The following is a 25,934-nucleotide window of genomic DNA, read 5'->3' as shown; positions in this document are numbered from 1 at the left end:
CTGCATCTGGATTCCCTCCTGTGATTTCTAAATCTTTTGTCGTTAAATCAAAAGTTGCAAAACCATCGTTTGGTAAATCATCACAAAGATTATATTTTGTTGGTGTGGTTGCGACTGGAGCAGTGAACAACGTAATTGTAAAATTATCTTGAGCGAAACACGTTGTTGTTGAGTTACTTTGAACTCTAACGTGGATAATTTCAAAAGGCCCTGTTACCGTATATGTTCCAGGTAAAGGGTTTATACCCATATTAGCATCACCCGCAGTTGTGTGATATGAAACCGTATAATCTGCTGCACTTTGAATTCCAAGAGCTTCTGCATCTTTTAAAGCTGGAAGATTTACCGTTACCATCCCATCTGAATCTGCATCACAAGCACCAAAATCAGTCATGGGACCAGCCATAGCTGGCAAAAAGTTCAAGAAAAATGAAGTTGTATCACTACAGTTTCCTGATGTGTCAACCATACGAACAAAAATCTCTTCAGAAGTACCAGTAATTAAATAAGCTGTTGGAGTTGCAATTGGCGCAGCTCCTGTTCCAGCATCAAGTGCATTGTTATGATATGTAAACACAAAATCTGCTGCTGGTTGACCTCCTAAAACTTCAGGTTCAACTTCTGTTAAATCAAAAACCCCAGTATTAGTACCATCATCACACTGAAACAAATCAGTAGGCTGGTTAGCTATGGGCTGGGTATTGAAAGTAATTTCTACACTGACAGTTATGATACAAGTAATATCAGCAGGATCGAATATTTCAACAGAATATGTTCCTGAATTAGGAGCATTTACGGTAAAAGTATCATCATTAACTGTACTTGGTCCTTGTGACGCACCATTGTAAAACCACTCATACGATAAGTTTGGCTCACTCGCATTAGCATTCAAAATGATAGGATCACTATCACAAGTTTCTTGATCTGGACCTAAATCTGCAGTAAAAGGTGTGTTTAATGTAACCGTTACATCATCTTGAACCGTTGTAGTTACCCCATCACAGTTAGTATAAATAGCCTGAGCTGTATATGTTGTCGTATCTGTAGGACACACGTTGATATCCTGATCAGTACTGATAACACCACCAGCAGCATCTAACCAAGAAAAATCTACGTTAGATGGACCATTAGGTGTAAATCTCCAAGCTTCTTGTGACGCATCCCAATCACCTGTATTTCTTCCTGGAGGAGTATAAGCAACATTACCTGCTTGGTTTTGGATTCCTAAAACAGCGTTCCCGTCATTCCAAGAACAACCACTTTCTCTATTAAACATATACACCTCTACAACGTTTGTTGTTTCATATAAAACAATTTGCGAAGTCATATTTTGAGAAGAACATGAAAAATAAGGTATTAATGGGAAGCTAATAACCATGGTACGGCAAGGAGCGGCACCTAAAACCTGATAATTAATCCCGAAATCCGGATCTACCGTAGTAGGAAAAATATCCATATACGCTCCAAAAATCGTATTTCTAAATAGATTAGTATTTGGCAATGATTCATCAAAACTCCAAGCACAATTCCCACTTGGTATTTGACCAGCAGAAGTAGTATCAAATGAAACAACTGCATTAGAACCAATAATTATCTCGTCATACGTTCCACCAAAAAAACAAAAATTAAAAGGTAATGGAACTAAAGGAGACCAAACATCATCTGTTCCTGCTGAAACTGGTGTACCTCCAACAAAAATAAAAGGATCATAAGGAATAGAAGTTATCTCATACGAAGTCGTCTCTCCTGTTTCTAAAAATGTTGCACTTAAATCTACACAACCACCAGCATCACACTCAATAGTTTGATCTAAACCCGCATCAACATTAGGACAACCCGGACCCTGAGCAGACAAGGTAAACACAGAAAATAACGTAACTGCAAAGCACAATAAAGTCTTTGAATAATTTAAATTTTTCATAGCTATAAAATATCGGCCGAAAATTAAGAAAATTTTATGACTTTGACCGCTCCAAAATCACAAAATTATGAAGCAACAACATATACTATAAAACGGCTATTTCCGTATCTTTGCAGCTTGTACACTTTTGAATTGAAATATGAAGAATACTGAAATACTAAATACGCAAGACGAAATGGACCACGATCACAACAGTGCCAGCCAAGAAACACCCTTGCGACCAGATGCATTTGAGCTTAGTGATATTGAAAAAATAGCACTTATAAAAGAAGATGTAAATCACATAATGCAAACATTAGGACTTGACTTAGAAGACGATAGTCTAAAAGGAACACCAAATCGCGTTGCTAAAATGTTTGTAAATGAAATTTTTGGCGGGTTACATCCAGACCGTAAACCAAAAGCATCTACATTCGATAATAAATACAAGTACAATGAGATGCTTGTAGAAAAAAACATCACCCTCTATTCTACTTGTGAGCACCATTTTCTACCAATAGTTGGAAAAGCACACATTGCATACATTTCTAAAGGAACTGTAGTAGGTCTAAGTAAAATGAATCGAATTGTGGATTATTACGCTAAACGCCCTCAAGTACAGGAACGATTAACAATGCAAATAGTTAAAGAATTACAAGAAGTTTTAGGTACTGAAGATGTAGCTTGCGTTATTGACGCAAAACACCTTTGCGTTAATTCTAGAGGTATTCGCGATATTGATAGTAGCACTGTTACAAGTGAATTTGGCGGAGCTTTCAAAGACGCTAACACTAGACGCGAATTTTTAGAATACATTAAATTTGACACACAGTTTTAATATTAAGTTGCTCTTTTCTAGTTTAACAAGTAACGTTAAAAACTATTTGTTCGGAAATTTTAATGACTTACTATCTGCTAACACCATTATTAATTAGCATTATCATAGTTCAGAACGAAGGGCTTTACAATTAATATAGTTTTAAACCTTGAATATTTCCGAAGTACGATCAAAGACTATTATGAATAGGAAACTAAGGAGTTTTCATATTTCAGAAAGCGAAATTTTAATTCCGTTTTAAACGGCCATCGACAATCCAACATATGGAGTTATACAAAAACCACGAGTTGTCAATTTACAACTCACTTACGAAACAAAAGGAGAAGTTTGAACCCATAACACCCGGCAATGTTGGGATGTACGTTTGTGGACCTACAGTTTACAGCAATGTTCACTTAGGAAATGTACGCACATTTATGTCGTTCGACATGATTTTCAGATACCTAAAACATCTAGGATATAAAGTTCGTTACGTTCGCAATATAACAGACGCAGGTCATTTAGAAAATGATGCAGATGCTGGTGAAGATAAAATTAGTAAAAAAGCCAGGATAGAAGAAATTGAACCAATGGAAGTGGTTCAACGCTACACAGTAGATTTTCATAATATGCTGAACCTTTTCAACTTTCTACCTCCTAGCATTGAACCGACGGCAACTGGACATATTATTGAACAAATTGAATTAATCGCAACAATTATAGAAAATGGTTTTGGGTATGTTGTAAATGGCTCTGTTTATTTTGATGTACATAAGTACAATGAGACCAATGATTATGGAATATTAAGCAAAAGAAAGCTTGAAGACTTAATACATAACACTAGAGCTCTCGACGGACAAAGTGATAAGAAAAATCCTCAAGATTTTGCACTTTGGAAAAGAGCAGAACCGCAACACATTATGAAATGGCCATCACCATGGAGCGAAGGTTTCCCAGGATGGCATTTAGAATGTACCGCGATGAGCACTAAATATTTAGGAAACCAGTTTGACATTCACGGTGGTGGATTAGACTTAAAATTTCCACACCACGAATGTGAAATCGCACAAAATCAAGCAGCAAAAGGTGTATCCCCAGTAAAATACTGGATGCATACTAACATGCTTGAAATGAATGGACAACGTATGTCAAAATCTACAGGAAATATTATTAACCCAGAACAATTACTCTCTGGAGATAATGATAAATTTGATAAAGGATTTAGCCCTAGTGTAATACGTTTCTTTATGATGCAGTCATCATATAAAAGTGTTTTAGACTTAACCAATGATGGATTAATTGCTAGCGAGAAAGGGTACAATAAACTAATGGAGCTCATTAGCTTACTTGATAAAATCACCCCTTCCTCTACAACTAATACTGGCGACATTTCAGTTGAAAATTTACGTAACGATTGCTACGCAGCAATGAACGACGATTTTTCAACTCCTATGTTAATTGGAACTTTAATGAGTAACGGGAAATTAATCCACGGATTATCAAATGGCACTTATCAAATTAATGAAGCAGATTTAACACTATTAAAAGAAACATACCACAGTTTTGTTTTTGATATATTAGGCCTTCAACAAGAAACAGCTGCAGGACTAGACACTGAAAAACTAAATAGCACTGTTTCATTACTTATTGAACTTAGAGACAACGCGAGAGCGAATAAAGATTTTGCCACTAGCGATCGTATTAGAGATCAATTACTAGAAGCAGGTATACAATTAAAAGATGGAAAAGAAGGAACCACTTTTTCCATCAATTAAAAACCAAACAAGAAGAGGTTAATGGATTTCTATATAGTTATGAAAAACATCCTTATTGCACCATTTGTATATTTAATTAAGGGATATCAACGATTTATTTCGCCATTATTCCCGCCGCAATGTAGGTACACGCCATCTTGTTCTCATTATTCAGTAGAAGCCCTTCAAAAACACGGATTACTAAAAGGTGGGTGGTTATCATTAAAAAGAATTGCTAGTTGTAATCCTTGGGGAGGTCACGGTCACGACCCTGTTCCACCTAAAACCTATAAAAAACAAAATTCACTATAGCTCATTTGAGCTATTAATATAGTCAAGTAATAAAATTTTCGATGGATGTTTTTATCTTTACGGAATAACAAAAACTGTTTTTATGCACCCACTTACTATGCTCTGGAATCCTACTGATGGAATCGATTTAGGATTTTTTGAAATCAAATTTTACAGTTTAATGTTTGTAATTGCCTTTTCATTAGGATGGGTAATTATTAAAAGGATTTTTAATAATGATCACGAGAGTGAAAAAAACCTTGACAGTCTTTTTATTTACATGGTTGTTGCCACACTTCTAGGTGCTAGAATGGGACACGTTATTTTTTACCAAACTGAATTAATCTGGGAAGACCCACTTTCTATTTTACTACCTTTTAGATTTGTTCCTGATATTGAGTACACAGGTTTTAGAGGTCTAGCAAGTCACGGTGCTGCTATAGCCATTATTATTGCTATGTATTTTTACAGTAAAAAGGTTATCAAAAAACCATTGTTATGGATTTTAGATAGAATTGTTGTGACTGTAGCAATAGGTGGAGTTTTTGTTAGAATTGGAAACTTCATTAATTCCGAAATTATAGGTAAAAAATCTGGCGACTTTCCTTTAGGAGTTCAGTTTTTAAAAGATGAAATTAGCCCTAGACAAGCAGTAAACATTACTGGAATCAACGAACCATCTGCAGCATACGATGCCATTGCCACTGATCCTTCATTTGTAGATCAATTAGCAATGGTTCCGTTTAGACATCCTGCACAATTATATGAAGCAGGAGGCTATTTAATTGCATTTATTATCATTTACTATATCTATTGGAAAACTGACAAACGCAATTATCTAGGTTATATTCTTGGGTTATTTTTACTATTATATTGGACAGTACGTTTCTTTGTAGAATACCTAAAAGAACCTCAAGTTGCTGAGCGTGCAGACTGGATTTTAAACACTGGACAATTACTCAGCATACCGTTTATATTAGGAGGAATCTATTTAATGGCAACAGCTTCAAAAAGATACTACAGCAATGAGTCGAAAGCTTAAATACATTATACTAACTGCCATTTCATTCACACTTGGACTTCAAAGTTGTAAGGAAACTGTCACAGAAAACAAAAGTCTTACACAAGAAATTGAGTTTTCGAATGACGGAAGCCTCAAAGTATTTAGCAACGATTCTGAGACAGAAATTAGCACTTTCAACATAGAGACTGCTATAGGTAATTATGAAACCGAAACTGGTTTAATGCATCGAAAAAGTATGCCTAAGGATTACGGTATGCTTTTTATTTTTGACAAGGTGCAACCACGTTCATTTTATATGAAAAACACCATAATAGAACTTGATATTATCTATTTAGATGAAGACAAGAATATTGTTAAAATCTATCACAACGCGAAACCCTTCGACCCTACTTCACTTCCCTCTGAGGCACCTATCAAATATGTTTTAGAAGTTAATGGAGGTATTGCTACTAGCTTAAACATTAAGGTTGGAGATCGCACTGAGTGGGTGCTAAAACAGTAATCAAAAAACTCTTATCTTAGCTCTATAAAACAAATATATGGCTAATAATTGTCCTCCCGCACCTATCAATAAAAAGGAATATATTACTGATGTAGGAAGTATATTAGTAAAAGACTTCGGAAAGAAAAAATTCTACTCACCAGAAGAAGTCAAACAAGCATCTAAAAAGTCTACACATACAACAACTAGAGAGATAGATTGGCACTGTTGGGCTATGTCTATATTTTCATCTCACACAGATTTTGATGCTTACCATAAAATTACTGGAGAAATTTGCAACTATACATTAATGAAAACCGAAATGCTCAATAGCTTAACACCAGGTTCATTAAACAACCTATTAGCTTTATCAAACGAAGAAATTGATGCTTCTTGGTTAGACTTAGGAGATCTTTTTGATGGTTTTCTAGAAGGCGTTGGAGATCTTATTGGCGGTATATTCGATTCGCTTTAAAAGTTTACAGATAATCAACGACTTAAATTGGCAAACAGTAAAATCAAACAGGATAACATTTATAATAATTAGACACAAAAAAACCTCTTAGAAATGAATCTAAGAGGTTTTTACATATTAAAATTTCCGAAGAAAAATGGACGCTTACGCTTCTACTTCTTCATCTTTTTTGTCTATTAATAAATCTGCAGCCTTTTTCTTCACTGTATCGAACATCACAGGTGTTGCGATAAACAATGAAGAGTATGTACCCACAACTACACCTACTATTAATGCGAAAATTAATCCTCTAATAGATTCAGCTCCAATAAAGAAAATACATAATAATACTACTAACGTAGTTAAAGATGTATTTAATGTACGGCTTAATGTACTGTTAAGTGCGTTGTTAATTACTTCGCTAAATTTCCATGAAGGATTATCATTGAAGTACTCGCGAATACGGTCAAATACAACCACAGTATCATTTAATGAATATCCAATTACTGTTAGGATAGCCGCGATAAAACTCTGATCGATTTCCATACTAAATGGCATAATGTTCTGTGTTAAAGAGAATACTCCTAATACTAATAGAACATCGTGGAATACTGCAGCTACAGCACCTAAACTAAACTGCCATCTTCTAAAACGTAATAAGATGTAAAGGAAAACAACTAATAAAGATCCTAATACAGCCCAGAATGAATCTTTCTTGATATCATCTGCGATTGATGGACTAACTTTATAGTACTCCATAATACCAGCAACTTTAGCGTCATTATCATCCTTAAACTGGTCATATGTCATTCCAGTTGGTAAGTGACTTTTTACACCTTCGTATAATTTACTTTGAACTTCTTGATCAATTTCAGTTCCAGTTTCATCAACTTTATATTTAGTAGTAACTTTAAGTTGGTTATTACCTCCATAAGTTTTAGCCTCTGCTGAACCAAATACTTCTACTAAATCTTGCTGAACATCTGCAGCATCAACATCTTGAGCAAAACGAACTGTATAAGTACGTCCACCTACAAAATCTACACCTTGGTTAAGACCATTCATTGCTAATGAACCTAAACTCAAAGCAATTAAAATACCTGAAACAACGTAAGCCATCTTTCTTTTTGCAAGGAAATTGATGTTTACATTCTTAAACAAGTTTTTAGTGAATGATGTAGCAAATGTTAAAGGCTTTCCATTTTTAGTATAGCTATCAACAAATAATCTAGTAATAAAGATTGCTGTAAATAATGATGTTAGAATACCAATTAATAAAGTAGTTGCAAAACCTTGAATAGGTCCTGTTCCAAATACTAATAAGATAAGTCCTGTCAGTCCTGTTGTAATGTTTGCATCTAAAATAGAAGACAATGCATTTTGGAAACCGTCTTTAATAGCATCTTTTTGAGCTTTACCTTTATCTAGCTCCTCCCTAATGCGTTCAAATATAAGTACGTTTGCATCTACCGAGATACCAATTGTCAATACAATACCTGCAATTCCAGGAAGTGTTAATACAGCTCCAAGACCAGCAAGAATACCAAATATAAATACAATGTTTACTACAAGAGCAACATCTGCAAATAGACCCGCTTTACCGTAGTAACCAACCATCCAGAATAACACTAAAACTAGTGCAATTAAGAATGAAATCATACCACTATTAATAGCTTCTTGTCCTAATGTTGGACCTACAACCTCAGCTTGAATAATATCAGCAGAAGCTGGTAATTTACCTGCACGTAAAACGTTAGCTAAATCTTGCCCTTCAGTGATATCAAAATCTCCTGTAATTTCACTACGTCCTCCAGCAATTCCTCCTGGTGAAGTAACACCTGGTGCAGAATACACAATATCATCAAGTACAATAGCAATTTGAGTTCCATTTTTAGCAGCATTTTTGGTCATTTCTTCCCAAATTTTAGCTCCTTTACCATTCATTTGCATTGAAACTGCAATGTTACTAAACTGATCATATGTTTGAGCAGCATCTGTAACAACACCACCAGCTAGTGGAGATATCATTTCACGGTTTCCTTTAATAGCGTATAATCCTGTAGTAGTAATTGTCTCTCCAGTTGTTAATTCAACATCAGCTGGTTTTTCCCAGATAAACTTTGTGAAACGTTGCTCAACAGGTAACAATGCTCTTACTTGTGGTCTACGTAAGTACTCATTAATTGATGCTGTATCTTTTAAAGCAAATGTTCCAATTACTGGACGTCCTTGGAAACCTTGAGTAACCATTTTAGAAAAAATTGGGTTTGTCTTAGCTACATCATCAGAACCATCAACCTCTTCACCATCTAATAAAGCATTGATATCATCGTCTGCAGTTGCAGTAGTATCTTGTACTTTCTCAGCAGTTTCTGGTTGTAATAGCCTGTCCATATCAGCAACTTTAGCATCTGCTTGGCTTAAGAAACCAATCATCTCTTCCATTCTGTAAACATCCCAAAATTCTAATTGTGCAGTACTCTGTAATAATTTAGACACACGCTCTACATCTTTAGCTCCTGGTAATTCCACTAAAATACGAGCAGAATTTCCCAAACGCTGTATATTTGGTTGTGTTACACCAAATTTGTCAATACGCTTACGAATAACCTCAAAAGCTGAAGTAATTGATTCGTCAATTTTTCTATCGATAACCGTTTTCACTTGGTCATTTGTCATAGTTGCATTGATATCATCTTCAAGATTTTTGTTGAAGAAAATATCTGGAGATGCTAATGAGTTTTCTCCTGGCAATGCATCAAAAGCTGCATAAAAAGACTCTAAGTATGTTTCTTGCTCAACTGCTTGACGTGCATCAGCTGCAACCAATGCTTGATTGAATGCAGGATCATTTGAGTTATTAGCAAGACCACCTAAAATGTCTTTAACTGAAATTTGAAGAATTACATTAATTCCTCCTTTTAAATCAAGACCCTTATTAAGTTCTTTAGCCTTTGCAGTCTTATAATCAATTCCCATCATTATTGGGAAATTAGCTACACTGTCAAGATAAGCAGCCTCCGCAGCAGACCTTTCATTAGGTTGATCCTTTGAGAACTTTGTGTTTGCAAACTCTGTTGCACTGTCCTCTACTTTGTTTGCTAAGTATGTGAATGATAATTGGTATAAACTTACCAATCCAAACAATACCGCAAAAACTGTAATTAATCCTTTGTTTTGCATTGTTTTAGTTATTTTTTAGTCAAAAAATTCAATCGGCGAATATAGAATTTACCTGATGATTTGACAATTGTTTTTACTCTTAAATAAAAATTTAGTTTGATAGCACACGCTATCATAAAGTGAAGATGAATCAACTAACATCACTTAACCATAAAAGCAAGCAATCATTGAGTTCATTTTATTTAGGAAATGCTAATTCATTAAAATTTCAGAAATAAATCTAGCACAAAAAAGGTCCTTTAGCTTAAGGGGCCAGCACGAACTTCGGGAATTACATAATTAACCTTTGTTATTGCAAGCGCAATGTTTCGATTAATTTTAAAAGCTATAGCAACAACTTTGTGTTGTTGTTCCAGATTGATCCCATTAAATGAATAATAAACAAATGGGTTAAAGAATCTAATAGTTGTTGATTCTACTTCAACTAATTGCCCATTAAAATCTTTCGAAACATCACTTTGCTGGTGTATTTCTGAAAAATTAAGTTGGAACAATTCTGAATTGTCATTAGGTAACGAGTCAGAATTTTCACTATTAAATGGTAATGAGTTTGAAAGTAATGCAAGTGTTTGGTCTTCAGAAAAAAGATTTTTAATCGACGTAACGTCTTTTGTACTATAATAGGTAATGCGCAAACGGTTAGACTGCTGCTGTACATTTATACGTGATGCACCAATACTTTCTAATTGTGCCTTTATTGTAGAAATTGCTTCTTTAGTTTCATTTAAAGAAACAGATTCACTAGAAAAATCTACAGTAAGCTCTTGGTTAGGTATTGCAAATTCTATCTGGCTCACACCAATAAGTGCAAGGATACCAAGAAGTAGACTAAAGTGCCAGTTGAGTTTCACGCGCCAAATATAAAGAATTAACTCTCTATTATCAATAAATAGAGAGTTATAAACACTTTAAAGACTAAAACGAAAGGTTATTAAAATAATATTATTTTACTGTATAGCAATCTTTTAGTAATCTACATAAGTTCCTCATTCAAGTTTTTGATAAAACTATGCAGGTGGAGATACTGGTCCTGATAATGAGAGCTTAGTACTTTGTGTAGAACCCGTCGCTGTAAATGAAGCTACATTCAATGTATTAGGATCATACACAAATTTAAAAGCCGATTCTATATCATTACCTGCTTCAACCCACATATAAATCCAAACCTCATTACCACTTACTAGTGGTGTTGTTATTTTGCTTGGATCATCTTTATCTGTTAGCTGAAAATCTGTACAATTCATAGATATACCATTACTTCCTCCGATAAGAGTTTTGCTCCAAACCCATTTGCTGTTAGACTCCTCAACTGTTTTTGGATATTGTTTACCGTTGTTAACCCACATCATTGTAAATGCACAATTGTACCATGCTTGATCTAGAAATTTAAAGCCCGAAATACTACCACTAGTTTCCAAAGATCTACCTAGCTTACCTTGTAAGTAAGCTTTATTGTCCCCTAAGTCAGGAATAAATCGAAGTGTACTTAATATAAATTCCCGAGAATCTCCTGTTTTTTTAATAAGAGCATCTCGATACTCACCTAAGTTAGGAATTGTTCGCAACATTTGATATGCCATTTCAGGTCCATCGTCTAACACGTGCTTTACCACAGCATCAAGTCCATTTTCTTTAATGGCTACTTTTAAAATATCTTTGTAGCAGCTATTTGGATTTTTAATAGCAATAAGAGTTTCATTTGCCTGATTTTTTTGCGCGGCTCTTATCCCACGCATTCGTTGTTCATTTAATTTCATAATTAAAAAATTTAATTGATTATTATTAGTATACTCAAAAGTATCTTAAACCAAACCAATCAAATAGAGTCTAATTACCTGATTAACAATTAAGTATAACTTCTCGTTTTCAAAAAATATCAATTATGATTTTAAACAAAAAAGCCACCCAAATATGGATGGCCTTTTTCAACTATGTAAATAATAGCTTATATTAAAGCTCTAATAAACCATTTGTTTTACTTACACCTTCAGCGCTTTCTGCCATATGTGCTTTTTCAGCATCAGTAAGGTCGATTGTTACAATTTCTTCAATACCGTTTTTCCCTAATACAACTGGAACTCCAATACACAAATCATTTAAACCATATTCACCTTCTAACAATGTTGAGCATGGGAAAATTTTCTTTTGATCACAAGCTATTGCTTGTACTAATCCAGATACAGCAGCTCCAGGAGCATACCAAGCAGATGTTCCCAACAACCCAGTTAAAGTTGCTCCACCTACTTTAGTATCTTGCATTACTTGATCTAAACGTTCTTCACTAATAAAAGCTGAAACAGGAACTGAGTTTCTTGTAGCTAATCTAGTTAAAGGCACCATCCCTTTATCGCTATGCCCACCAATTACCATTCCATCAACATCGCTAATAGGAGCACCTAAAGCTTCAGCAAGACGGTATTTGAAACGTGCACTATCTAGAGCTCCACCCATTCCAATAATCCTATTTTTAGGTAATCCAGTAACCTTATGCGCTAAGTACGTCATAGTATCCATTGGGTTACTTACAACAATTAAAATAGTGTTAGGAGAATGCTTAACAAGACTTGTAGAAACTGTTTTTACAATCCCAGCGTTAATACCAATAAGTTCTTCACGAGTCATTCCTGGCTTACGTGGAATACCACTTGTAATTACACAAATATCACTATCTGCCGTTTTACTATAATCGTTTGTAGAACCCACAATACGTGTGTCAAATCCATTTAACGAAGCTGTTTGCATTAAGTCCATCGCCTTACCTTCAGCGTATCCTTCTTTAATGTCTAATAATACCACTTCACTTGCAAAATTTTTAATAGCAATGTATTCTGCACAACTTGCGCCTACTGCTCCGGCACCTACAACTGTTACTTTCATAGTTATTTATTTTTAGCCACTCTCGTAGCATTTACGTTAATTATTAATCGACTTTATATTAAGCCGAAATTTTATTGAATTGAAAATTTCATCTAATATTCACATTAATACACTAGTCTGAAACTCTTTGTAAAAATACGATTTTTAAGAGACCTTTAGAAAAGTTTAGCCTATAAATATTGAATCTACTTTTAAAAGCAAAAGACATCTTTCGTTTTTCAACAAAACACATTTAACATCCACTAAAGACACTCTAATTAAAAAAAGAATTTTCATTTAAAATCATACTATAAATAAAAGCTTGTTTTAAATTGCATCACTACTCACTAACCAACAAAGTTCAATTGCAAAATGTCCTTTATTTCATTAAGTTATTTATTATTTCTTCCTGCAATATCCTTAGTATATTATTTATTTCCACATAAATGGAGATGGGCATTATTGTTAGGAGGTAGCTATTTTTTTTTACTTGTCTTAGAATATTAAGTATGCATTACTAATGTTGCTATCTACCGCTATTACTTTTACTAGTGGCATACCTTAGTTTTATAGTGACAATAGTTTTTTTTTGGATCTTACGGAGCAACGTATGATGCTTCTCAATTTATATACTTCCAATTCTAGAAAAATGAATCCCACTTTTTCTAAGCTTATTAAAGTGACCGGCTTCCTTATTTTATTAGGAGCCTCTATATATTATACCACTCAAATAGTAACACCAGATAGGTCAATAAAACCCTGGGATGTAAGTTCTAAAATAATTGATTTTTATGAAATTGAAGAAAACTCACTTGATATAGTTTTTGTAGGATCATCACATACTTTCTGCCCATTTGACCCCTATATCTTTCAAAATAAGCCAGCATAAAGAGTTATGTTTTCGCTACAAATCAACAACCATTATCTACTACGCACTACTACATCAAAGAAGTTTTAAAGCGCCAAAAGCCCAAAGCAATAGTATTAGAGCTTTTATACATTTCAGAAAAAGAAGAATACATAACACCAAAAATGATTCACTTTGCCGCTGACAACCTTCCTTGGAATAAGAACAAGTATGATTTACTCAATGATAATCTAGAAGATAAAAACTTAATAAAGTTTAGCGCTATCTACAACTATCACGATAGATGGAAAAATTTAGGTTTCACGGATTTTCATTCAAAAAAGACTTATAATTTCTTTGGCTTCACACCTCTATAAAAAAAGAAAAGAAAACATTACTATTTGGAAGTTTTAAACCAAAACCACTTCCTAAGAAATCACAAGACTATTTAGAGAAAATAATTTCATTATTAAACAATTCTGAAACGGAACTGATTTTCACCTATGCTCCACATTATGCTGCGAAAGAAGAAAGACAATCTCACTTGGTAACTGTTATCGAATTAGCAAAAAAACAACAACATCGATTTCATTAATTATATGGACAAAACCATTTTAGATGAGATTGGATTTGATACAAGTTCGGACTTTGATGGTTGGCATACTAACGTTTACGGAGCACATAAAATATCGAAACACTTTCCTTCATATATTGAAACTAAATATACGTTCGACAAAAGCCAAAATTTTAGCGAGTATAAGTTGGTCAATGAGTATTACGAAATGGCAGATTCGCTACCAAAAATCAAAAAATTTGATGACTACTTAGCCTACCTTAGCGATAAAGATGTTTATATAGTTGTAGCCCTAAAAGATGCCGCAAGCAAACACTTAGCAAATAAACTAGAAGTACTAGGTGCTACAACTAATTGGGATTATAATGAAAAATATAGCTATGTAGGGTTATTTAATCCTGCAAAAAACTTCAGTGAAGAATTAATTAAACCGCATAGTATCAATAAAAAATTCCCTATAAAAACAAACAGACCATTTTCTGCTGAAATTAGCAGTGCTGCAAAAATATCTAGTGACTTTTCCAAGATAACAATCAATCAACGAGGGGACATCCTTAAGAACAAAGTAAAAAGAGGACTAAACTTTGTTATTTTTAATGCAAATATGGATAGCGTGCTTGATGTCGCAAATTTTGACACCTACAAAGAAGCTAATCCTGAAAGACAATAAACTTGTTTATATTCGGTAATGGACTGACAAATTTGTATTTATAAACGTTCCTAGTGATACTGAAGAAGCTATATAAAATTGATTAAAATGGTAATTTACTCCTAGATTCCCTCTTGCAATTGTATTTGCATCTTCAAGTGCATCAAAAGCACCATTAAACAAATCTATTATTATATCACCATCTCCACCTATTGTGTAATCAAACTTATTTGAGGAAACCGCTAAACTAGCTTGCACTTCTAGGTTATTAAATTGTTTAGAACCAATAAGTTGTCCTGTTAATGCATTTGCTTGTACATCTAAGGATTTAATTACAGCTAACGGGCCTTGTCCTGGTTCTGGATTTGTTGGTTTTATGGCAAAATCGTCAAAATAAATACGAGAATCAAAAACCGAATAAGCAACTTGAAAAGCAACTTCTATTTGTTGATCATCACGTTCATCTCCCAACCAGTATTGACTCAAGTTATGCTTTACAGCTCCACCAAAAGTTTGGTAACCAGATTCATCAATTTTAATTTCTGGAGCATATTGTAGCGTTAGCTCTGTTTCTTTCCAAAGCCCAACAGAAGCTTGTATATATGGATAGTAGAAAGTACTCTGTTTCGCCCCTTCAAATGTTTGTAATTCATACTCATCCTCTCCTAATGTAAAATCATAAAAAACAGCTGTATCACCCCCTAGCGCAGTTGGTACTTCTGCAGAAGTACCAACTCTAATTTTCATGATATCAAAATCAGAATCAGAAACTGTAAATGACTTTTGGCTCTTTGGGACCGGCAAAACATTTATATGAATCGATGCATCAATTTTAAATAATTCTAGCACTCTTGCACTACTATACCAAGAACCACTAGACTGATATACTGCCGCATCAGCAGCAGGCGCAACATATTGATTGCTCACTACTAAAAGATCATTTACAAAAACCTCAGCGTCTTGAAAAAATGTATTCTGAGAAAAAGTAAATTGAGTCGTAAAAACAAAAAAGGCAACGATTGTTGCCTTTTTAATATTTGTAAGTTGCTTATGCATCAATGTTAGCATATTTAGCATTATTTTCAATAAATTCTCTACGAGGCGGAACTTCATCACCCATTAGCATTGAGAATATTCTATCAGCCTCAGTACCATTATCAATAGTTACTTGACGTAAAGTTCTAAAATCAGGATTCATTGTAGTATCCCATAATTGCTCAGCATTCATTTCCCCAAGACCCTTGTAACGTTGAATCTTACTACCATCACCAAAGCGATCCATAATCACATCGCGTTGATCATCATTCCAAGCATATTCCTTTTTGGCTCCTTTTTTAACTAAATATAAAGGCGGTGTTGCAATGTATACATAACCAGCCTCCACAAGAGCTTTCATATATCTAAAGAAGAACGTTAATATTAATGTAGAAATGTGACTACCATCGACATCGGCATCACACATAATAACTACTTTATGGTAACGTAATTTAGATAAATTTAACTCCTTACTATCCTCTTCCGTACCAATAGTAACTCCAAGAGCAGTAAATATGTTTCTAATTTCTTCGTTTTCAAAAACCTTGTGCTGCATTGCTTTTTCAACATTAAGAATTTTACCTCTTAATGGCAATATTGCCTGAAACATACGGTCACGACCTTGTTTAGCTGTTCCACCCGCCGAATCTCCCTCGACAAGGAATACTTCACACTTTTCAGGATCTTGTTCAGAACAGTCACTTAATTTACCTGGCAAACCTCCACCGCTCATTACGGTTTTACGTTGTACCATTTCACGAGCTTTACGTGCTGCGTGACGTGCTGTTGCTGCAAGAATTACCTTCTGTACAATTGTTTTAGCATCGTTAGGATTTTCTTCAAGATAGTTTTCTAACATTTCAGAAACCGCTTGGCTTACTGCTGCTGTCACTTCTCTATTCCCTAATTTCGTTTTTGTTTGACCTTCAAACTGTGGCTCTTGTACTTTTACAGAAATAATAGCCGTTAGTCCTTCTCTAAAGTCATCCCCTGAGATATCAAACTTTAATTTATCTAACATACCTGAAGCATCTGCATACTTCTTTAAGGTATGTGTTAAACCACGACGGAAACCACTTAAATGTGTACCACCCTCGTGCGTACTAATATTATTTACATAGGAATGTAAGTTCTCGTTGTATGAAGTGTTATACACCATAGCAACTTCAACTGGAATGTCATTTTTCTCACCTTCCATTGAGATTACGTCCGAAATAAGCATTTCGCGATTTCCGTCTAAGAACCTTACAAATTCCTTAAGACCTTCTGTACTATGAAACGTTTCACCTAAATTTTCACCTTTATCATCTTGATGACGTCTATCTTCAATAGTAATGGTAATACCTTTATTTAAAAATGAAAGCTCACGCAAACGACTAGCAAGAGTATCATAACTATATTCTAAAGACTGCTTAAAAATCTGATCATCCGGCTTGAATGTCACTTCAGTACCACGATCTGTTGTTGCACCTAGTTTTCTAACAGGATACATAGTTTTACCACGCTCATATTCTTGCTCGTATATAAAACCATCTCTACTAAACACAGTAGCTTTCAAATGAGCAGAAAGTGCATTTACACAACTTACCCCTACACCGTGAAGTCCACCAGAAACTTTATAACTGTCTTTATCAAACTTTCCTCCGGCTCCAATTTTTGTCATTACAACCTCAAGAGCAGAAACACCTTCTTTTTTATGAATATCAACAGGAATACCACGCCCGTTATCTCTAACAGTTACACTATTATCCTCATTGATCCAAACATTAACCGTATCACAATGACCAGCTAACGCCTCATCAATAGAGTTGTCAATTACTTCATAAACTAAATGGTGTAATCCACGAACACCTACATCTCCAATATACATTGAAGGACGCATACGTACGTGTTCCATCCCCTCTAATGCCTGAATACTATCTGCGCCGTAACTACCTTTTTTCTGTTCTTCGCTCATATTTGTTTCCGCGTTAGCGGTTGTCTATTTAATTATACTCTTTTCTTAATCGCTCGTACTTTTATTTAAACATTGTTAAAAATTCAAATAAAACACAGCAAAATTCACTCTAAATCAACCACTTGACAAACATCAAAAGAAAGTTGACTTATATCTTCGGAAATATTACAAAATCAAGCTATTTTAAAGCCATTAAAGATCGCTATTTCCAAAGCCAAACAAATATAACCAAACACACCATTATATAAGGGATTTAGGTCGTCTTATAGCCTTAAGTTATTAACAAACAATTGTGAAAAACCGCCATAATTTTATTAGACTAAATAGTATCTTCGAATTTCATTGTTATGACGGCGCAATTATTGCGACCTATTAACTGAAATAGGAAAAATAGCGATCTTTATAAACCTCGTAACATTTCCGAAGTAATCATTAAAAACACTAATTTAACTAGTATGAAAAATTCAAAATTTGCTGCTTTAATTTTAATAGTAGCTGTCGCATTTAGTTCTAATGCATTTGCACAAAAATTTAAAGATCTTGACAAAAGCCCAATGGATGTATCTGCATTCCCTTCAAGCTACAAAGAGTCTGACAAGAAAGTTAAGGTTGTATATAGCCGCCCACAATTAAACGGTAGAGATGTAGCAAAACTAGCTCCTAATGGTGAAATATGGCGTACTGGAGCAAATGAAGCTGCTGAAATTACGTTTTACTACCCAGCTAAAATAGGTAATGATGTTGTAAAGCCAGGAACTTATACGTTATTTACTATTCCTGGTAACAAAGGGTGGACTATTATATTAAATAGCGCAAGTAACGTCTGGGGTGCTTATACTTATAATGAGGAACTGAATATTGTTAAATTAGAAGCTGAAGCAACTAAAGGTAAAGAATCACTTGAAGCTTTCTCAATCGTATTTGAAGGTGAGAAAAACGAAGCTGTTATGTATATGGGATGGGGAGAAACTCTAGTTAAACTGCCTATCACTTTTATGGATAAAGAAAAGAGTAAAAAATTAAAAGGTACTAAATACTAGTATCTGTTTTAATATCAAAAAAGGCCGCATAATTTGCGGCCTTTTTTTTTATGGTATATTCAAATATTTATGTGTCTGTAACGAAACCATCCATTGAGGATTAGCCATTACGTAATCTACAATTTCTGGAATCATTTTATCTCGCTTACTCCACTCTGGCTGGAGATATAAAATACAATCGTCATTCACCTTAGCTGCTTGCTCTTCAGCAAATTTAAAATCATCTTTATTGTATATGATAACTTTAAGTTCGTGAGCATTATCATACACTTCCTTAGTAGGTAGTTTTAACTTTTTTGGAGACAGACAAATCCAATCCCAGGTACCAGTTAGCTTATACGCTCCACTAGTTTCAATGTGAGTTTTCATTCCCTTCCTTTTTAACAATGACGTTAATGGACCCATATCCCAAGTTAAAGGCTCACCACCAGTTATTACTATAGTTTTAGAATATTTTTCAGCATTATCTGCAATTGCTTCAATTGAAGTAGGCGGATGAATATCTGGATTCCAACTTTCCTTTACGTCACACCAGTGGCAACCAACATCACAACCACCAACTCTTATAAAATAAGCGGCAGTTCCTTTATGGAAGCCTTCACCCTGAATAGTGTAAAATTCTTCCATTAACGGAAGCATTACACCCTTATTAACCTGTTCCTTTATTATTGGTTTCTGCATCGCACAAAGATACATATTTGTTCTACAAGGTTGACTAAACAAACAAAAGTGTCTTTCATAAAAACTATTTATAACTTAATATTTATACAAAAACATAACAAAGTAAAGAGAATGACGCCGAATTATTAACTTTGCTAAAAAACTATGAGATTTATTGCTTTCATTTTCACAATACTAATTCCACTGTTAGTAACAGCACAAGTTGGTATAGGAAATGATTCCCCCGACACTTCTTCGATACTTGACATTAGCTCTATTGAGGCTGGAGTACTTATACCTAGAATGACCACTAGTCAAAGAAACTTGATTAATAATCCTGCAAATGGACTTATAATTTACAATACTGATAGTGATCAATTTCAATACAACTCAAACTCAAACATCACTCCTATTTGGCAAGCAGTAGACAACTCACCTACAAGTACTTCTAATATTGGACAATCAATTAAATACTCAAACACTGACACTACAACTGATGTAAATTTAGCCACAGCTATTTCAGCTCCTTTACTAGGCACATTAGAATGGAATGACAACACAACGCTATACACAGCTAATACGTCAACCCACGAAATCACCATAAATGAAACTGGAAGGTACAAGGTTATTGTCAACATACCTTTAAACACTTTAGGAACAAGCGCTAGAATGAGCCCAGAAATAAGAATCGCAATTCAAGGTACAGAAGTTGGCACATTTAGTTCTACAGGTTATATGAGAAATAATAGTACTAATCAAAAATCTTCACTACATATAACAGAGGTGCTAGAGATTACATCCGGACAATCTGTAAGTGTAAGTATCTTCGCTGGTGGTACAGTAAACAATAGTGCAATAAACGATGTAACCATTAGGGAAGCAGGAAGCGCAAGTATATACATTGAAAAATTAATGTAACCTCTTTCAAAACAAACACCACTCTTATAAAATAAGCGGTAGTTATTTTTAGCACGCTTTCATTGAATGCTATAAAAGTCCTCCTTTAACGGAAACATTAAAACCCTCACAACCTATCTTCATATTATTGTTTGGTGAATCGCACTTAGATTTTTTATTTAATTTTCCAAAGGCAAGAGTGGTTTTAGAAGATTTTGCATATCAAATAAATAATATTTCTTGTTAAATATTAAGGTTTACCCAAAAACCTTAAAAAGAGATCTCAGCTATAAGCCATCTATTATATTTGCAAAAAATCTCCAAATGAAAAAAACAATTAACCTAATTATCTTACTATTTTCAATCCCCCTATTAGCTCAAGTTGGAATTGGCACAACTACCCCAGATGATGGCTCTGCACTTGAAATAGAAAGTACTGTTGGTGCACTAGTACCTCCTAGGGTCACTACAACACAAATGAATAACATCCCTTCACCTCTAGATGGTGCAATAGTATACAATTCTACACTTAATAGTTTATTTATAAGGACTCAAGGATCTTGGTCTGCTTTAGTTAGTAGCAACAAAGGAACATTAATAGTAAATAACAGCTACGGAACAAGCTCAAGCAACAATGCTATTTTAGGAATAGACAATACATATCAAAATTTCCCTATAGGAACTTCACATATAATTGAAAATGACACTTCTCTATACAATGTTGTTAGCAATGGAACTGTAACTGTTCTAGAATCTGGAAACTATTTACTATCAGCTTCCTTTTCCTCTAGAAATGCACCTTCAGGAAACAATAAATACATAATTGCTGTAACTATCAACAACTCTTTAGTTGGTTATCTTTCAAGAGGATTCACAAGCCTCCCTTCTACTGATTATTGGGGAACAAGTGGAAATATAATGTACCCTATCCAAGCCAATCAAACAGTAAGGTTCAATTATGTATTCAATAATAATAGTAATCCTATTAACGCAGTATTTTTTAATTTTGGCATAAATAAATTAAATTAACAATTCTTCACGGAAGCATCGTGACAATTCTTATTTTTATCCAAAATTAGAACGATGGCAGACAAAAGCGCTTTTTTTGATTATATCAACGAAGGATACAAAACCAAAGGTGACTCTATAACTATGGGAGCAGCGATGCTCGATGGTGAAACAGTGACTAATGCACTTGTGAAAATTCCATTAAAAACAATGAACCGTCACGGACTCATTGCTGGGGCAACTGGTACTGGAAAAACAAAAACGCTTCAGATTTTAGCAGAAAACCTTTCAGAAAAAGGAGTTCCTGTTTTATTGATGGATATGAAGGGAGATTTAAGTGGTATTGCACAACCAAGCCCGGGTCACCCTAAAATTGATGAACGTCACGAAAAAATTGGTATTCCATTTGACGCTAAAAAATTTCCTGTTGAAATTCTTTCATTATCAGAACAAGCAGGAGTAAGAATGCGGGCTACGGTAAGTGAATTTGGACCTGTGCTACTTTCTAGAATCTTAGATTTATCTGAAACGCAAAGTGGTATTGTATCAGTAATTTTTAAATATTGTGATGACAATAAACTGCCACTTCTTGACTTGAAAGATTTCAAGAAGATGTTGCAATACTCAACCGAAGAAGGAAAAGAAGAATTAAGTCGCGATTACGGAAGAATGTCTCCTGCTTCAACAGGTGCTATACTTCGTAAAATTGTTGAATTAGAACAGCAAGGTGGCGATTTGTTCTTTGGAGAAAAATCGTTTGAAACTGACGATTTATTGAGAGTGGACAAAAACGGAATGGGATATATAAACATCTTAAGATTAACAGATATTCAAGATCGTCCTAAATTGTTTTCAACATTTATGCTTTCGCTTTTAGCTGAAATCTATAGCACATTCCCAGAACAAGGTGATAGCGGAAGACCAGAATTAGTAATATTTATTGACGAAGCTCACTTAATTTTCAAAGAAGCTAGTGATGCATTACTTGATCAAATTGAAAGTATTGTAAAATTAATACGTTCAAAAGGAGTTGGACTTTACTTTGTTACACAAAACCCAACTGATGTGCCAGATGATGTATTGAGTCAGTTAGGTTTAAAAATACAGCACGCTCTTAGAGCTTTCACAGCAAAGGATAGAAAAGCAATTAAACTTACTGCAGAGAACTACCCAATTAGTGAATACTACGAAACTGACGAAGTACTAACCTCTATGGGTATTGGTGAAGCAATGATTAGCGCCTTAAATGAAAAAGGTATTCCTACTCCACTTGCAGTGACGTTATTACGAGCACCTATGAGTAGAATGGATGTACTTAGTGATAGTGAACTTAAGGAGTTAATAGACAATTCTAAATTGATTAAAAAATACAATGAAGAAGTAGATCGTGAAAGCGCTTACGAATTATTAAACAAAAAAATAGAACAAGCAGATAAGGAAGAAGCTAGAGAAAAAGCTAAAAAAGAAAAAGAAGCTGCAGAAAAATCAAGTAGCCGAAGATCTTCAAGTTCTAGAAGTAGCAATAGACAAAATCCTTGGATTAAAACACTTACAAGCCCTACGGTAATAAGAAGTGTGCTAGGAATTTTGACTAAATTAATGAGATAACACAATAAGATAACTAATAAAGAAGTTTCACAAGGAACGTAACAATAAAACAGAAATACCATGATTAAAAACCTAGGAATAGGAATTTTATGTTCGCTGCTACTTGCAGCTTGTAACACCTCATCAGATAAATTTGCAGTCTCTAACGGGCAAATTGGCGATGTAACCGCTCAAACATCTGTAAAACAATTAGACTCTATTTTTGCTAATGATAGCATTGTACCATTAAGCCCTGTTAAAGATGCTTTAGGAACTCAAGGAGAAGTTGATGTTTACGAAAAAGGTGGCGGTAAGTTATTACGCCTTTCACCAGATATAGATAATGATCCAGAAGCGTTAATTACTAATGTTCGTATTTATGACGAGCGCTACAAAACCTCAAAAGGATTAAGTATTAAAAGTACTTTTAAAGACCTAAAAGATAATTACGAAATTGAAGGAATGCAAACTAGCTTTGACGCGGTTGTAATATTTTTAAAGGATAGCGATGTGTTTGTTACAATTGACAAAAAGCAACTTCCAGAAAATCTACGCTACGATCCTAGCATTACAATTGATGTTACTCAAATTCCAGATAGCGCTACGTTTAAATACTTTATGGCATCTTGGGAAGACGAATAGTGAATACTATTATCTATGAAAATTTTGTTAACGCCCGCTTTACTGCGGGCGTTTTATTTTATATTTACTAAAACTAACAGTAGAATAACGTGTTACTTACTTGTGAAAAGCTCTAATAATTTCACTTAACCATTATTAAACTAATTAATGAAAATACAACCATTTCACTTAGCAATTCCCGTTGACAATCTAGAAACTTGCCGTGCATTTTACAAAGAAATTATAGGCTGTAAAGAAGGAAGATCTAGCGATCATTGGGTTGATTTTGATTTTTTTGGACATCAATTGGTAATACATTATCAAGAAAAAAAACAACTCAAAACTGAAGCTTCAAATCCTGTAGATGGAAAACATGTTCCGGTTCCACATTTTGGAGTAGTTTTAACTATGGAGCAATTCAATGACTTTTCTGCGGCATTAATTAAAAGGAAAGTTAAATTCATTATCGAACCATACACTAGATTTAAAGGAGAAACTGGTGAGCAATCAACTATGTTTTTCAAAGACCCATCAGGCAATGCTTTAGAATTTAAAGCTTTTAAAAATATAGACCAACTTTTTGCATCATAATGAACAAAAATCAACTTTCTCCAACCATAATTAGGCAAGTATTTATTTTACTTACAATACTACTAATTGGTATTCTCATTTTTAGAGAAATGCTTCCATACTTTTCAGGAGTATTAGGTGCTGTCACAATTTATGTGTTGATGCGCCCTTGGATGGCTAAGTTAGTAAAACGTGGATGGGGTCCAGATTGGGCTGCCGCATTATTAATGCTCATTTCATTTGTTGGAATATTGGTACCTGTTACCGGAGTTATCATTATGCTTACAAACAAAATAGGCGAAGCTGTTACAAATTCTGAAAAAGTAACTTCTGCAGTTAAAAGCCAAATGGGAAAATGGGAGAGTAAAATAGGGTACGACTTAAGTTCTCAAATAGATGTAAAAGCGATCTCAACTTGGTTTTCCGAAAATTTACAAGGTTTTGCCGGAGGCACTTTTGATGTATTTATTGCTGTAGGACTTATGTATTTTATGCTCTACTATATGCTAACTAACCGTAGAGCACTAAGAGAATCACTTTTCGAATACATCCCTATTAATAGGGTAAATCTAAAAACCATTGGTAAAGAAGTAAACCATATGGTAAGATCGAACGCTCTTGGAATCCCAATGGTTGCAATAGCCCAAGGTATTATCGCCCTAATAGGTTTTCTAATATTTGGCATTGAAGATCCATTTTTCTGGTTTGTAATTGTCACAATAGGGTCTATGATTCCTTTTATTGGAACCTTGATTGGAATCCTACCAGTTTTTATACTAACACTATCCTCTGGAGATTCTTTTGCTGCTTGGGGAATTTTAATCTATGGTCTTGTTGTTGTAGGGTCAACAGACAACATTATACGCCTGTATGTGCTTAAAAAGCTTGATGATGTTCACCCCTTAATCACTCTAATAGGTGTTATAGTTGGTGTTCCATTATTTGGATTTATAGGTTTAATTTTCGGACCATTATTAATTAGTCTCTTTATTGTAATTATGCGAATCTATAGAAAAGAATATGGTAAAGCGATTAAAGAAACAACAACTGAATCTAAAGAAGAACTTTAAAAAAAAGTCACTTTTCTTCGGAAATTTGAAATAGGAAAAACTGCCAAAACTTATAAAGCTAATTGTTCCTTATTGAATAAATATGGCTTCAGATGTTGAAAATTTCAGAAGAAATATAACATAATTTTAAAATAAGAATCTCTAAGCTGTTTGTATATTTACTTAAAACCGAACACTATGTCACTAAAAGGATTTATAAAAAACCTCAGTTTTAACCCTGGAAATAGAGAAACTCCGGACGAGACTTACATGCAGGACGAAGTTGTGAATGTAAAGGAAGAAGATGTTGAAGTTCTTCTTGAAAATGAAGAAGCAATCAACAAGAAATTTAGTGGAGCTAATAGTCTTTCTAAATATGCCGAACTAGGTAAAATAATGTTCGCAATGATAAAGGATATTAGAAAAGGGAACTATAAAAGTGTGCCTTGGTTTACGATTGCAACTGTTGTTGTTTCGTTACTTTACGTTTTAAATCCAATGGATGTAATTCCAGATTTTATACCTGGTATTGGTTTTATCGATGACGTAGCAGTATTAACCATTGGAATAGGATGGATTGAAAGTGATTTGCACAGATATTTAGATTGGAAAATAGAACAAGGAAACGGATAATTTTATACTAATTGAAGCTTTAATATTTCAGAATAAAAAAACCTCAT

At 34.2% G+C, this 25,934-nt stretch carries 25 protein-coding genes; 17 read left to right on the top strand and 8 right to left on the bottom strand.

Annotated features, from left to right (window positions below; all coding sequences use genetic code 11):
- Nucleotides 1-1,921: FIDD domain-containing protein (locus GBH57_RS14660; protein ID WP_507763219.1), on the bottom strand; the 1,921-nt coding region annotated here is incomplete at its 3' end.
- Between the two features lie 139 nt (nt 1,922-2,060).
- Here GBH57_RS14660 and folE point away from each other — a divergent pair.
- From folE to GBH57_RS14630, 6 genes are all read left to right on the top strand, one after another.
- Nucleotides 2,061-2,738, top strand: coding sequence for a GTP cyclohydrolase I FolE (folE, locus tag GBH57_RS14655; protein WP_151675248.1), 678 nt, complete (start codon nt 2,061-2,063; stop codon nt 2,736-2,738).
- A 263-nt stretch (nt 2,739-3,001) separates the two neighbouring features.
- A complete protein-coding gene (gene cysS, locus GBH57_RS14650; RefSeq protein ID WP_151675247.1) occupies nt 3,002-4,492 on the top strand; it encodes a cysteine--tRNA ligase in 1,491 nt (496 codons plus the stop codon).
- 39 nt (nt 4,493-4,531) lie between these two features.
- A complete protein-coding gene (gene yidD / locus GBH57_RS14645) occupies nt 4,532-4,783 on the top strand; it encodes a membrane protein insertion efficiency factor YidD (protein WP_151675246.1) in 252 nt (83 codons plus the stop codon).
- Nucleotides 4,784-4,865: 82 nt separating this feature from the next.
- The gene (gene lgt / locus GBH57_RS14640; protein WP_174844045.1) at nt 4,866-5,804 is read left to right on the top strand and encodes a prolipoprotein diacylglyceryl transferase; all 939 of its coding nucleotides are present in this window, start codon (nt 4,866-4,868) and stop codon (nt 5,802-5,804) included.
- The gene (locus GBH57_RS14635) at nt 5,788-6,288 is read left to right on the top strand and encodes a DUF192 domain-containing protein (RefSeq protein WP_151675245.1); all 501 of its coding nucleotides are present in this window, start codon (nt 5,788-5,790) and stop codon (nt 6,286-6,288) included. The genes lgt and GBH57_RS14635 overlap by 17 nt, the downstream gene beginning before the upstream one ends.
- A gap of 37 nt (nt 6,289-6,325) precedes the next feature.
- Nucleotides 6,326-6,742: a DUF6559 family protein gene (locus tag GBH57_RS14630; protein ID WP_151675244.1), complete on the top strand. Its 417-nt coding sequence runs from the start codon at nt 6,326-6,328 to the stop codon at nt 6,740-6,742.
- Between the two features lie 144 nt (nt 6,743-6,886).
- Here the strand turns inward: GBH57_RS14630 and secDF are convergent, their stop codons facing one another.
- From secDF to mdh, 4 genes are all read right to left on the bottom strand, one after another.
- Nucleotides 6,887-9,904 (bottom strand): protein translocase subunit SecDF, encoded by a 3,018-nt coding sequence (gene secDF / locus GBH57_RS14625; protein WP_151675243.1) that lies wholly within the window; start codon nt 9,902-9,904, stop codon nt 6,887-6,889.
- A gap of 239 nt (nt 9,905-10,143) precedes the next feature.
- Nucleotides 10,144-10,755, bottom strand: a complete 612-nt coding sequence (locus GBH57_RS14620; RefSeq protein WP_151675242.1) for a hypothetical protein — start codon at nt 10,753-10,755, stop codon at nt 10,144-10,146.
- Between the two features lie 156 nt (nt 10,756-10,911).
- Entirely contained in the window at nt 10,912-11,661 is a 750-nt protein-coding gene (locus GBH57_RS14615) for a hypothetical protein (RefSeq protein WP_151675241.1), read from the bottom strand.
- 193 nt (nt 11,662-11,854) lie between these two features.
- A complete protein-coding gene (gene mdh, locus GBH57_RS14610; RefSeq protein WP_151675240.1) occupies nt 11,855-12,781 on the bottom strand; it encodes a malate dehydrogenase in 927 nt (308 codons plus the stop codon).
- 628 nt (nt 12,782-13,409) lie between these two features.
- Here mdh and GBH57_RS14605 point away from each other — a divergent pair.
- From GBH57_RS14605 to GBH57_RS14595, 3 genes are all read left to right on the top strand, one after another.
- Complete coding sequence (locus GBH57_RS14605) at nt 13,410-13,649, top strand: hypothetical protein (protein WP_151675239.1); 240 nt, start codon at nt 13,410-13,412, stop codon at nt 13,647-13,649.
- A 143-nt stretch (nt 13,650-13,792) separates the two neighbouring features.
- A complete protein-coding gene (locus tag GBH57_RS14600; protein ID WP_151675238.1) occupies nt 13,793-13,984 on the top strand; it encodes a hypothetical protein in 192 nt (63 codons plus the stop codon).
- Nucleotides 13,985-14,206: 222 nt separating this feature from the next.
- Complete coding sequence (locus GBH57_RS14595; protein ID WP_151675237.1) at nt 14,207-14,851, top strand: hypothetical protein; 645 nt, start codon at nt 14,207-14,209, stop codon at nt 14,849-14,851.
- A gap of 6 nt (nt 14,852-14,857) precedes the next feature.
- Here the strand turns inward: GBH57_RS14595 and GBH57_RS14590 are convergent, their stop codons facing one another.
- Together GBH57_RS14590 and gyrB are read right to left on the bottom strand one after the other, a co-directional pair.
- Nucleotides 14,858-15,886 carry a DUF6588 family protein gene (locus GBH57_RS14590; RefSeq protein ID WP_151675236.1) on the bottom strand — a complete coding sequence of 343 codons (1,029 nt, stop codon included), beginning with the start codon at nt 15,884-15,886 and terminating at the stop codon, nt 14,858-14,860.
- Complete coding sequence (gene gyrB / locus GBH57_RS14585; protein WP_151675235.1) at nt 15,879-17,822, bottom strand: DNA topoisomerase (ATP-hydrolyzing) subunit B; 1,944 nt, start codon at nt 17,820-17,822, stop codon at nt 15,879-15,881. The genes GBH57_RS14590 and gyrB overlap by 8 nt, the downstream gene beginning before the upstream one ends.
- A 455-nt stretch (nt 17,823-18,277) precedes the next feature.
- Between gyrB and GBH57_RS14580 the strand changes: the two genes are divergently transcribed.
- Nucleotides 18,278-18,862, top strand: coding sequence for a DUF2911 domain-containing protein (locus GBH57_RS14580; RefSeq protein ID WP_151675234.1), 585 nt, complete (start codon nt 18,278-18,280; stop codon nt 18,860-18,862).
- A gap of 48 nt (nt 18,863-18,910) precedes the next feature.
- Here the strand turns inward: GBH57_RS14580 and GBH57_RS14575 are convergent, their stop codons facing one another.
- The gene (locus GBH57_RS14575; RefSeq protein ID WP_151675233.1) at nt 18,911-19,543 is read right to left on the bottom strand and encodes a 7-carboxy-7-deazaguanine synthase QueE; all 633 of its coding nucleotides are present in this window, start codon (nt 19,541-19,543) and stop codon (nt 18,911-18,913) included.
- A gap of 144 nt (nt 19,544-19,687) precedes the next feature.
- On the opposite strand from GBH57_RS14575, the gene GBH57_RS14570 reads away from it, so the two are divergent.
- The 7 genes from GBH57_RS14570 to GBH57_RS14540 all read left to right on the top strand — a co-directional run bounded on the left by GBH57_RS14570 (nt 19,688) and on the right by GBH57_RS14540 (nt 25,887).
- Nucleotides 19,688-20,440 (top strand): phage tail-like protein, encoded by a 753-nt coding sequence (locus tag GBH57_RS14570; protein ID WP_151675232.1) that lies wholly within the window; start codon nt 19,688-19,690, stop codon nt 20,438-20,440.
- A 303-nt stretch (nt 20,441-20,743) separates the two neighbouring features.
- Complete coding sequence (locus GBH57_RS14565) at nt 20,744-21,448, top strand: phage tail-like protein (protein WP_151675231.1); 705 nt, start codon at nt 20,744-20,746, stop codon at nt 21,446-21,448.
- Between the two features lie 54 nt (nt 21,449-21,502).
- Nucleotides 21,503-23,035, top strand: a complete 1,533-nt coding sequence (locus tag GBH57_RS14560) for a helicase HerA-like domain-containing protein (RefSeq protein ID WP_151675230.1) — start codon at nt 21,503-21,505, stop codon at nt 23,033-23,035.
- 60 nt (nt 23,036-23,095) lie between these two features.
- Complete coding sequence (locus GBH57_RS14555) at nt 23,096-23,656, top strand: hypothetical protein (RefSeq protein ID WP_151675229.1); 561 nt, start codon at nt 23,096-23,098, stop codon at nt 23,654-23,656.
- A gap of 147 nt (nt 23,657-23,803) precedes the next feature.
- Nucleotides 23,804-24,226, top strand: coding sequence for a VOC family protein (locus tag GBH57_RS14550; protein ID WP_151675228.1), 423 nt, complete (start codon nt 23,804-23,806; stop codon nt 24,224-24,226).
- Nucleotides 24,226-25,275, top strand: coding sequence for an AI-2E family transporter (locus tag GBH57_RS14545; RefSeq protein ID WP_151675227.1), 1,050 nt, complete (start codon nt 24,226-24,228; stop codon nt 25,273-25,275). Before GBH57_RS14550 ends, GBH57_RS14545 begins: the two co-directional genes overlap by 1 nt.
- 177 nt (nt 25,276-25,452) lie before the next feature.
- Nucleotides 25,453-25,887, top strand: coding sequence for a YkvA family protein (locus GBH57_RS14540; RefSeq protein ID WP_151675226.1), 435 nt, complete (start codon nt 25,453-25,455; stop codon nt 25,885-25,887).
- The last annotated feature ends 47 nt before the right edge of the window (nt 25,888-25,934 follow it).

Source organism: Patiriisocius marinus, from assembly GCF_008974325.1.
Classification (GTDB): Bacteria; Bacteroidota; Bacteroidia; order Flavobacteriales; family Flavobacteriaceae; genus Patiriisocius; species Patiriisocius marinus.
This window is presented reverse-complemented; position numbering and strand designations above follow the sequence as displayed.

What these genes read in the sequence shown, in the direction of transcription:
- GBH57_RS14550 (WP_151675228.1), top strand. Translation starts at nt 23,804, where the DNA reads ATGAAAATACAACCATTTCACTTAGCAATTCCCGTTGACAATCTAGAA.
- lgt (WP_174844045.1), top strand. Translation starts at nt 4,866, where the DNA reads ATGCACCCACTTACTATGCTCTGGAATCCTACTGATGGAATCGATTTA.
- GBH57_RS14575 (WP_151675233.1), bottom strand. Translation starts at nt 19,543, where the DNA reads ATGCAGAAACCAATAATAAAGGAACAGGTTAATAAGGGTGTAATGCTT.
- gyrB (WP_151675235.1), bottom strand. Translation starts at nt 17,822, where the DNA reads ATGAGCGAAGAACAGAAAAAAGGTAGTTACGGCGCAGATAGTATTCAG.
- GBH57_RS14580 (WP_151675234.1), top strand. Translation starts at nt 18,278, where the DNA reads ATGAAAAATTCAAAATTTGCTGCTTTAATTTTAATAGTAGCTGTCGCA.
- GBH57_RS14570 (WP_151675232.1), top strand. Translation starts at nt 19,688, where the DNA reads ATGAGATTTATTGCTTTCATTTTCACAATACTAATTCCACTGTTAGTA.
- mdh (WP_151675240.1), bottom strand. Translation starts at nt 12,781, where the DNA reads ATGAAAGTAACAGTTGTAGGTGCCGGAGCAGTAGGCGCAAGTTGTGCA.
- GBH57_RS14615 (WP_151675241.1), bottom strand. Translation starts at nt 11,661, where the DNA reads ATGAAATTAAATGAACAACGAATGCGTGGGATAAGAGCCGCGCAAAAA.
- GBH57_RS14560 (WP_151675230.1), top strand. Translation starts at nt 21,503, where the DNA reads ATGGCAGACAAAAGCGCTTTTTTTGATTATATCAACGAAGGATACAAA.
- GBH57_RS14555 (WP_151675229.1), top strand. Translation starts at nt 23,096, where the DNA reads ATGATTAAAAACCTAGGAATAGGAATTTTATGTTCGCTGCTACTTGCA.
- folE (WP_151675248.1), top strand. Translation starts at nt 2,061, where the DNA reads ATGAAGAATACTGAAATACTAAATACGCAAGACGAAATGGACCACGAT.
- GBH57_RS14605 (WP_151675239.1), top strand. Translation starts at nt 13,410, where the DNA reads ATGAATCCCACTTTTTCTAAGCTTATTAAAGTGACCGGCTTCCTTATT.
- GBH57_RS14590 (WP_151675236.1), bottom strand. Translation starts at nt 15,886, where the DNA reads ATGCATAAGCAACTTACAAATATTAAAAAGGCAACAATCGTTGCCTTT.
- GBH57_RS14565 (WP_151675231.1), top strand. Translation starts at nt 20,744, where the DNA reads ATGAAAAAAACAATTAACCTAATTATCTTACTATTTTCAATCCCCCTA.
- GBH57_RS14595 (WP_151675237.1), top strand. Translation starts at nt 14,207, where the DNA reads ATGGACAAAACCATTTTAGATGAGATTGGATTTGATACAAGTTCGGAC.
- secDF (WP_151675243.1), bottom strand. Translation starts at nt 9,904, where the DNA reads ATGCAAAACAAAGGATTAATTACAGTTTTTGCGGTATTGTTTGGATTG.
- yidD (WP_151675246.1), top strand. Translation starts at nt 4,532, where the DNA reads ATGAAAAACATCCTTATTGCACCATTTGTATATTTAATTAAGGGATAT.
- GBH57_RS14635 (WP_151675245.1), top strand. Translation starts at nt 5,788, where the DNA reads ATGAGTCGAAAGCTTAAATACATTATACTAACTGCCATTTCATTCACA.
- GBH57_RS14540 (WP_151675226.1), top strand. Translation starts at nt 25,453, where the DNA reads ATGTCACTAAAAGGATTTATAAAAAACCTCAGTTTTAACCCTGGAAAT.
- cysS (WP_151675247.1), top strand. Translation starts at nt 3,002, where the DNA reads ATGGAGTTATACAAAAACCACGAGTTGTCAATTTACAACTCACTTACG.
- GBH57_RS14545 (WP_151675227.1), top strand. Translation starts at nt 24,226, where the DNA reads ATGAACAAAAATCAACTTTCTCCAACCATAATTAGGCAAGTATTTATT.
- GBH57_RS14630 (WP_151675244.1), top strand. Translation starts at nt 6,326, where the DNA reads ATGGCTAATAATTGTCCTCCCGCACCTATCAATAAAAAGGAATATATT.
- GBH57_RS14600 (WP_151675238.1), top strand. Translation starts at nt 13,793, where the DNA reads ATGATTCACTTTGCCGCTGACAACCTTCCTTGGAATAAGAACAAGTAT.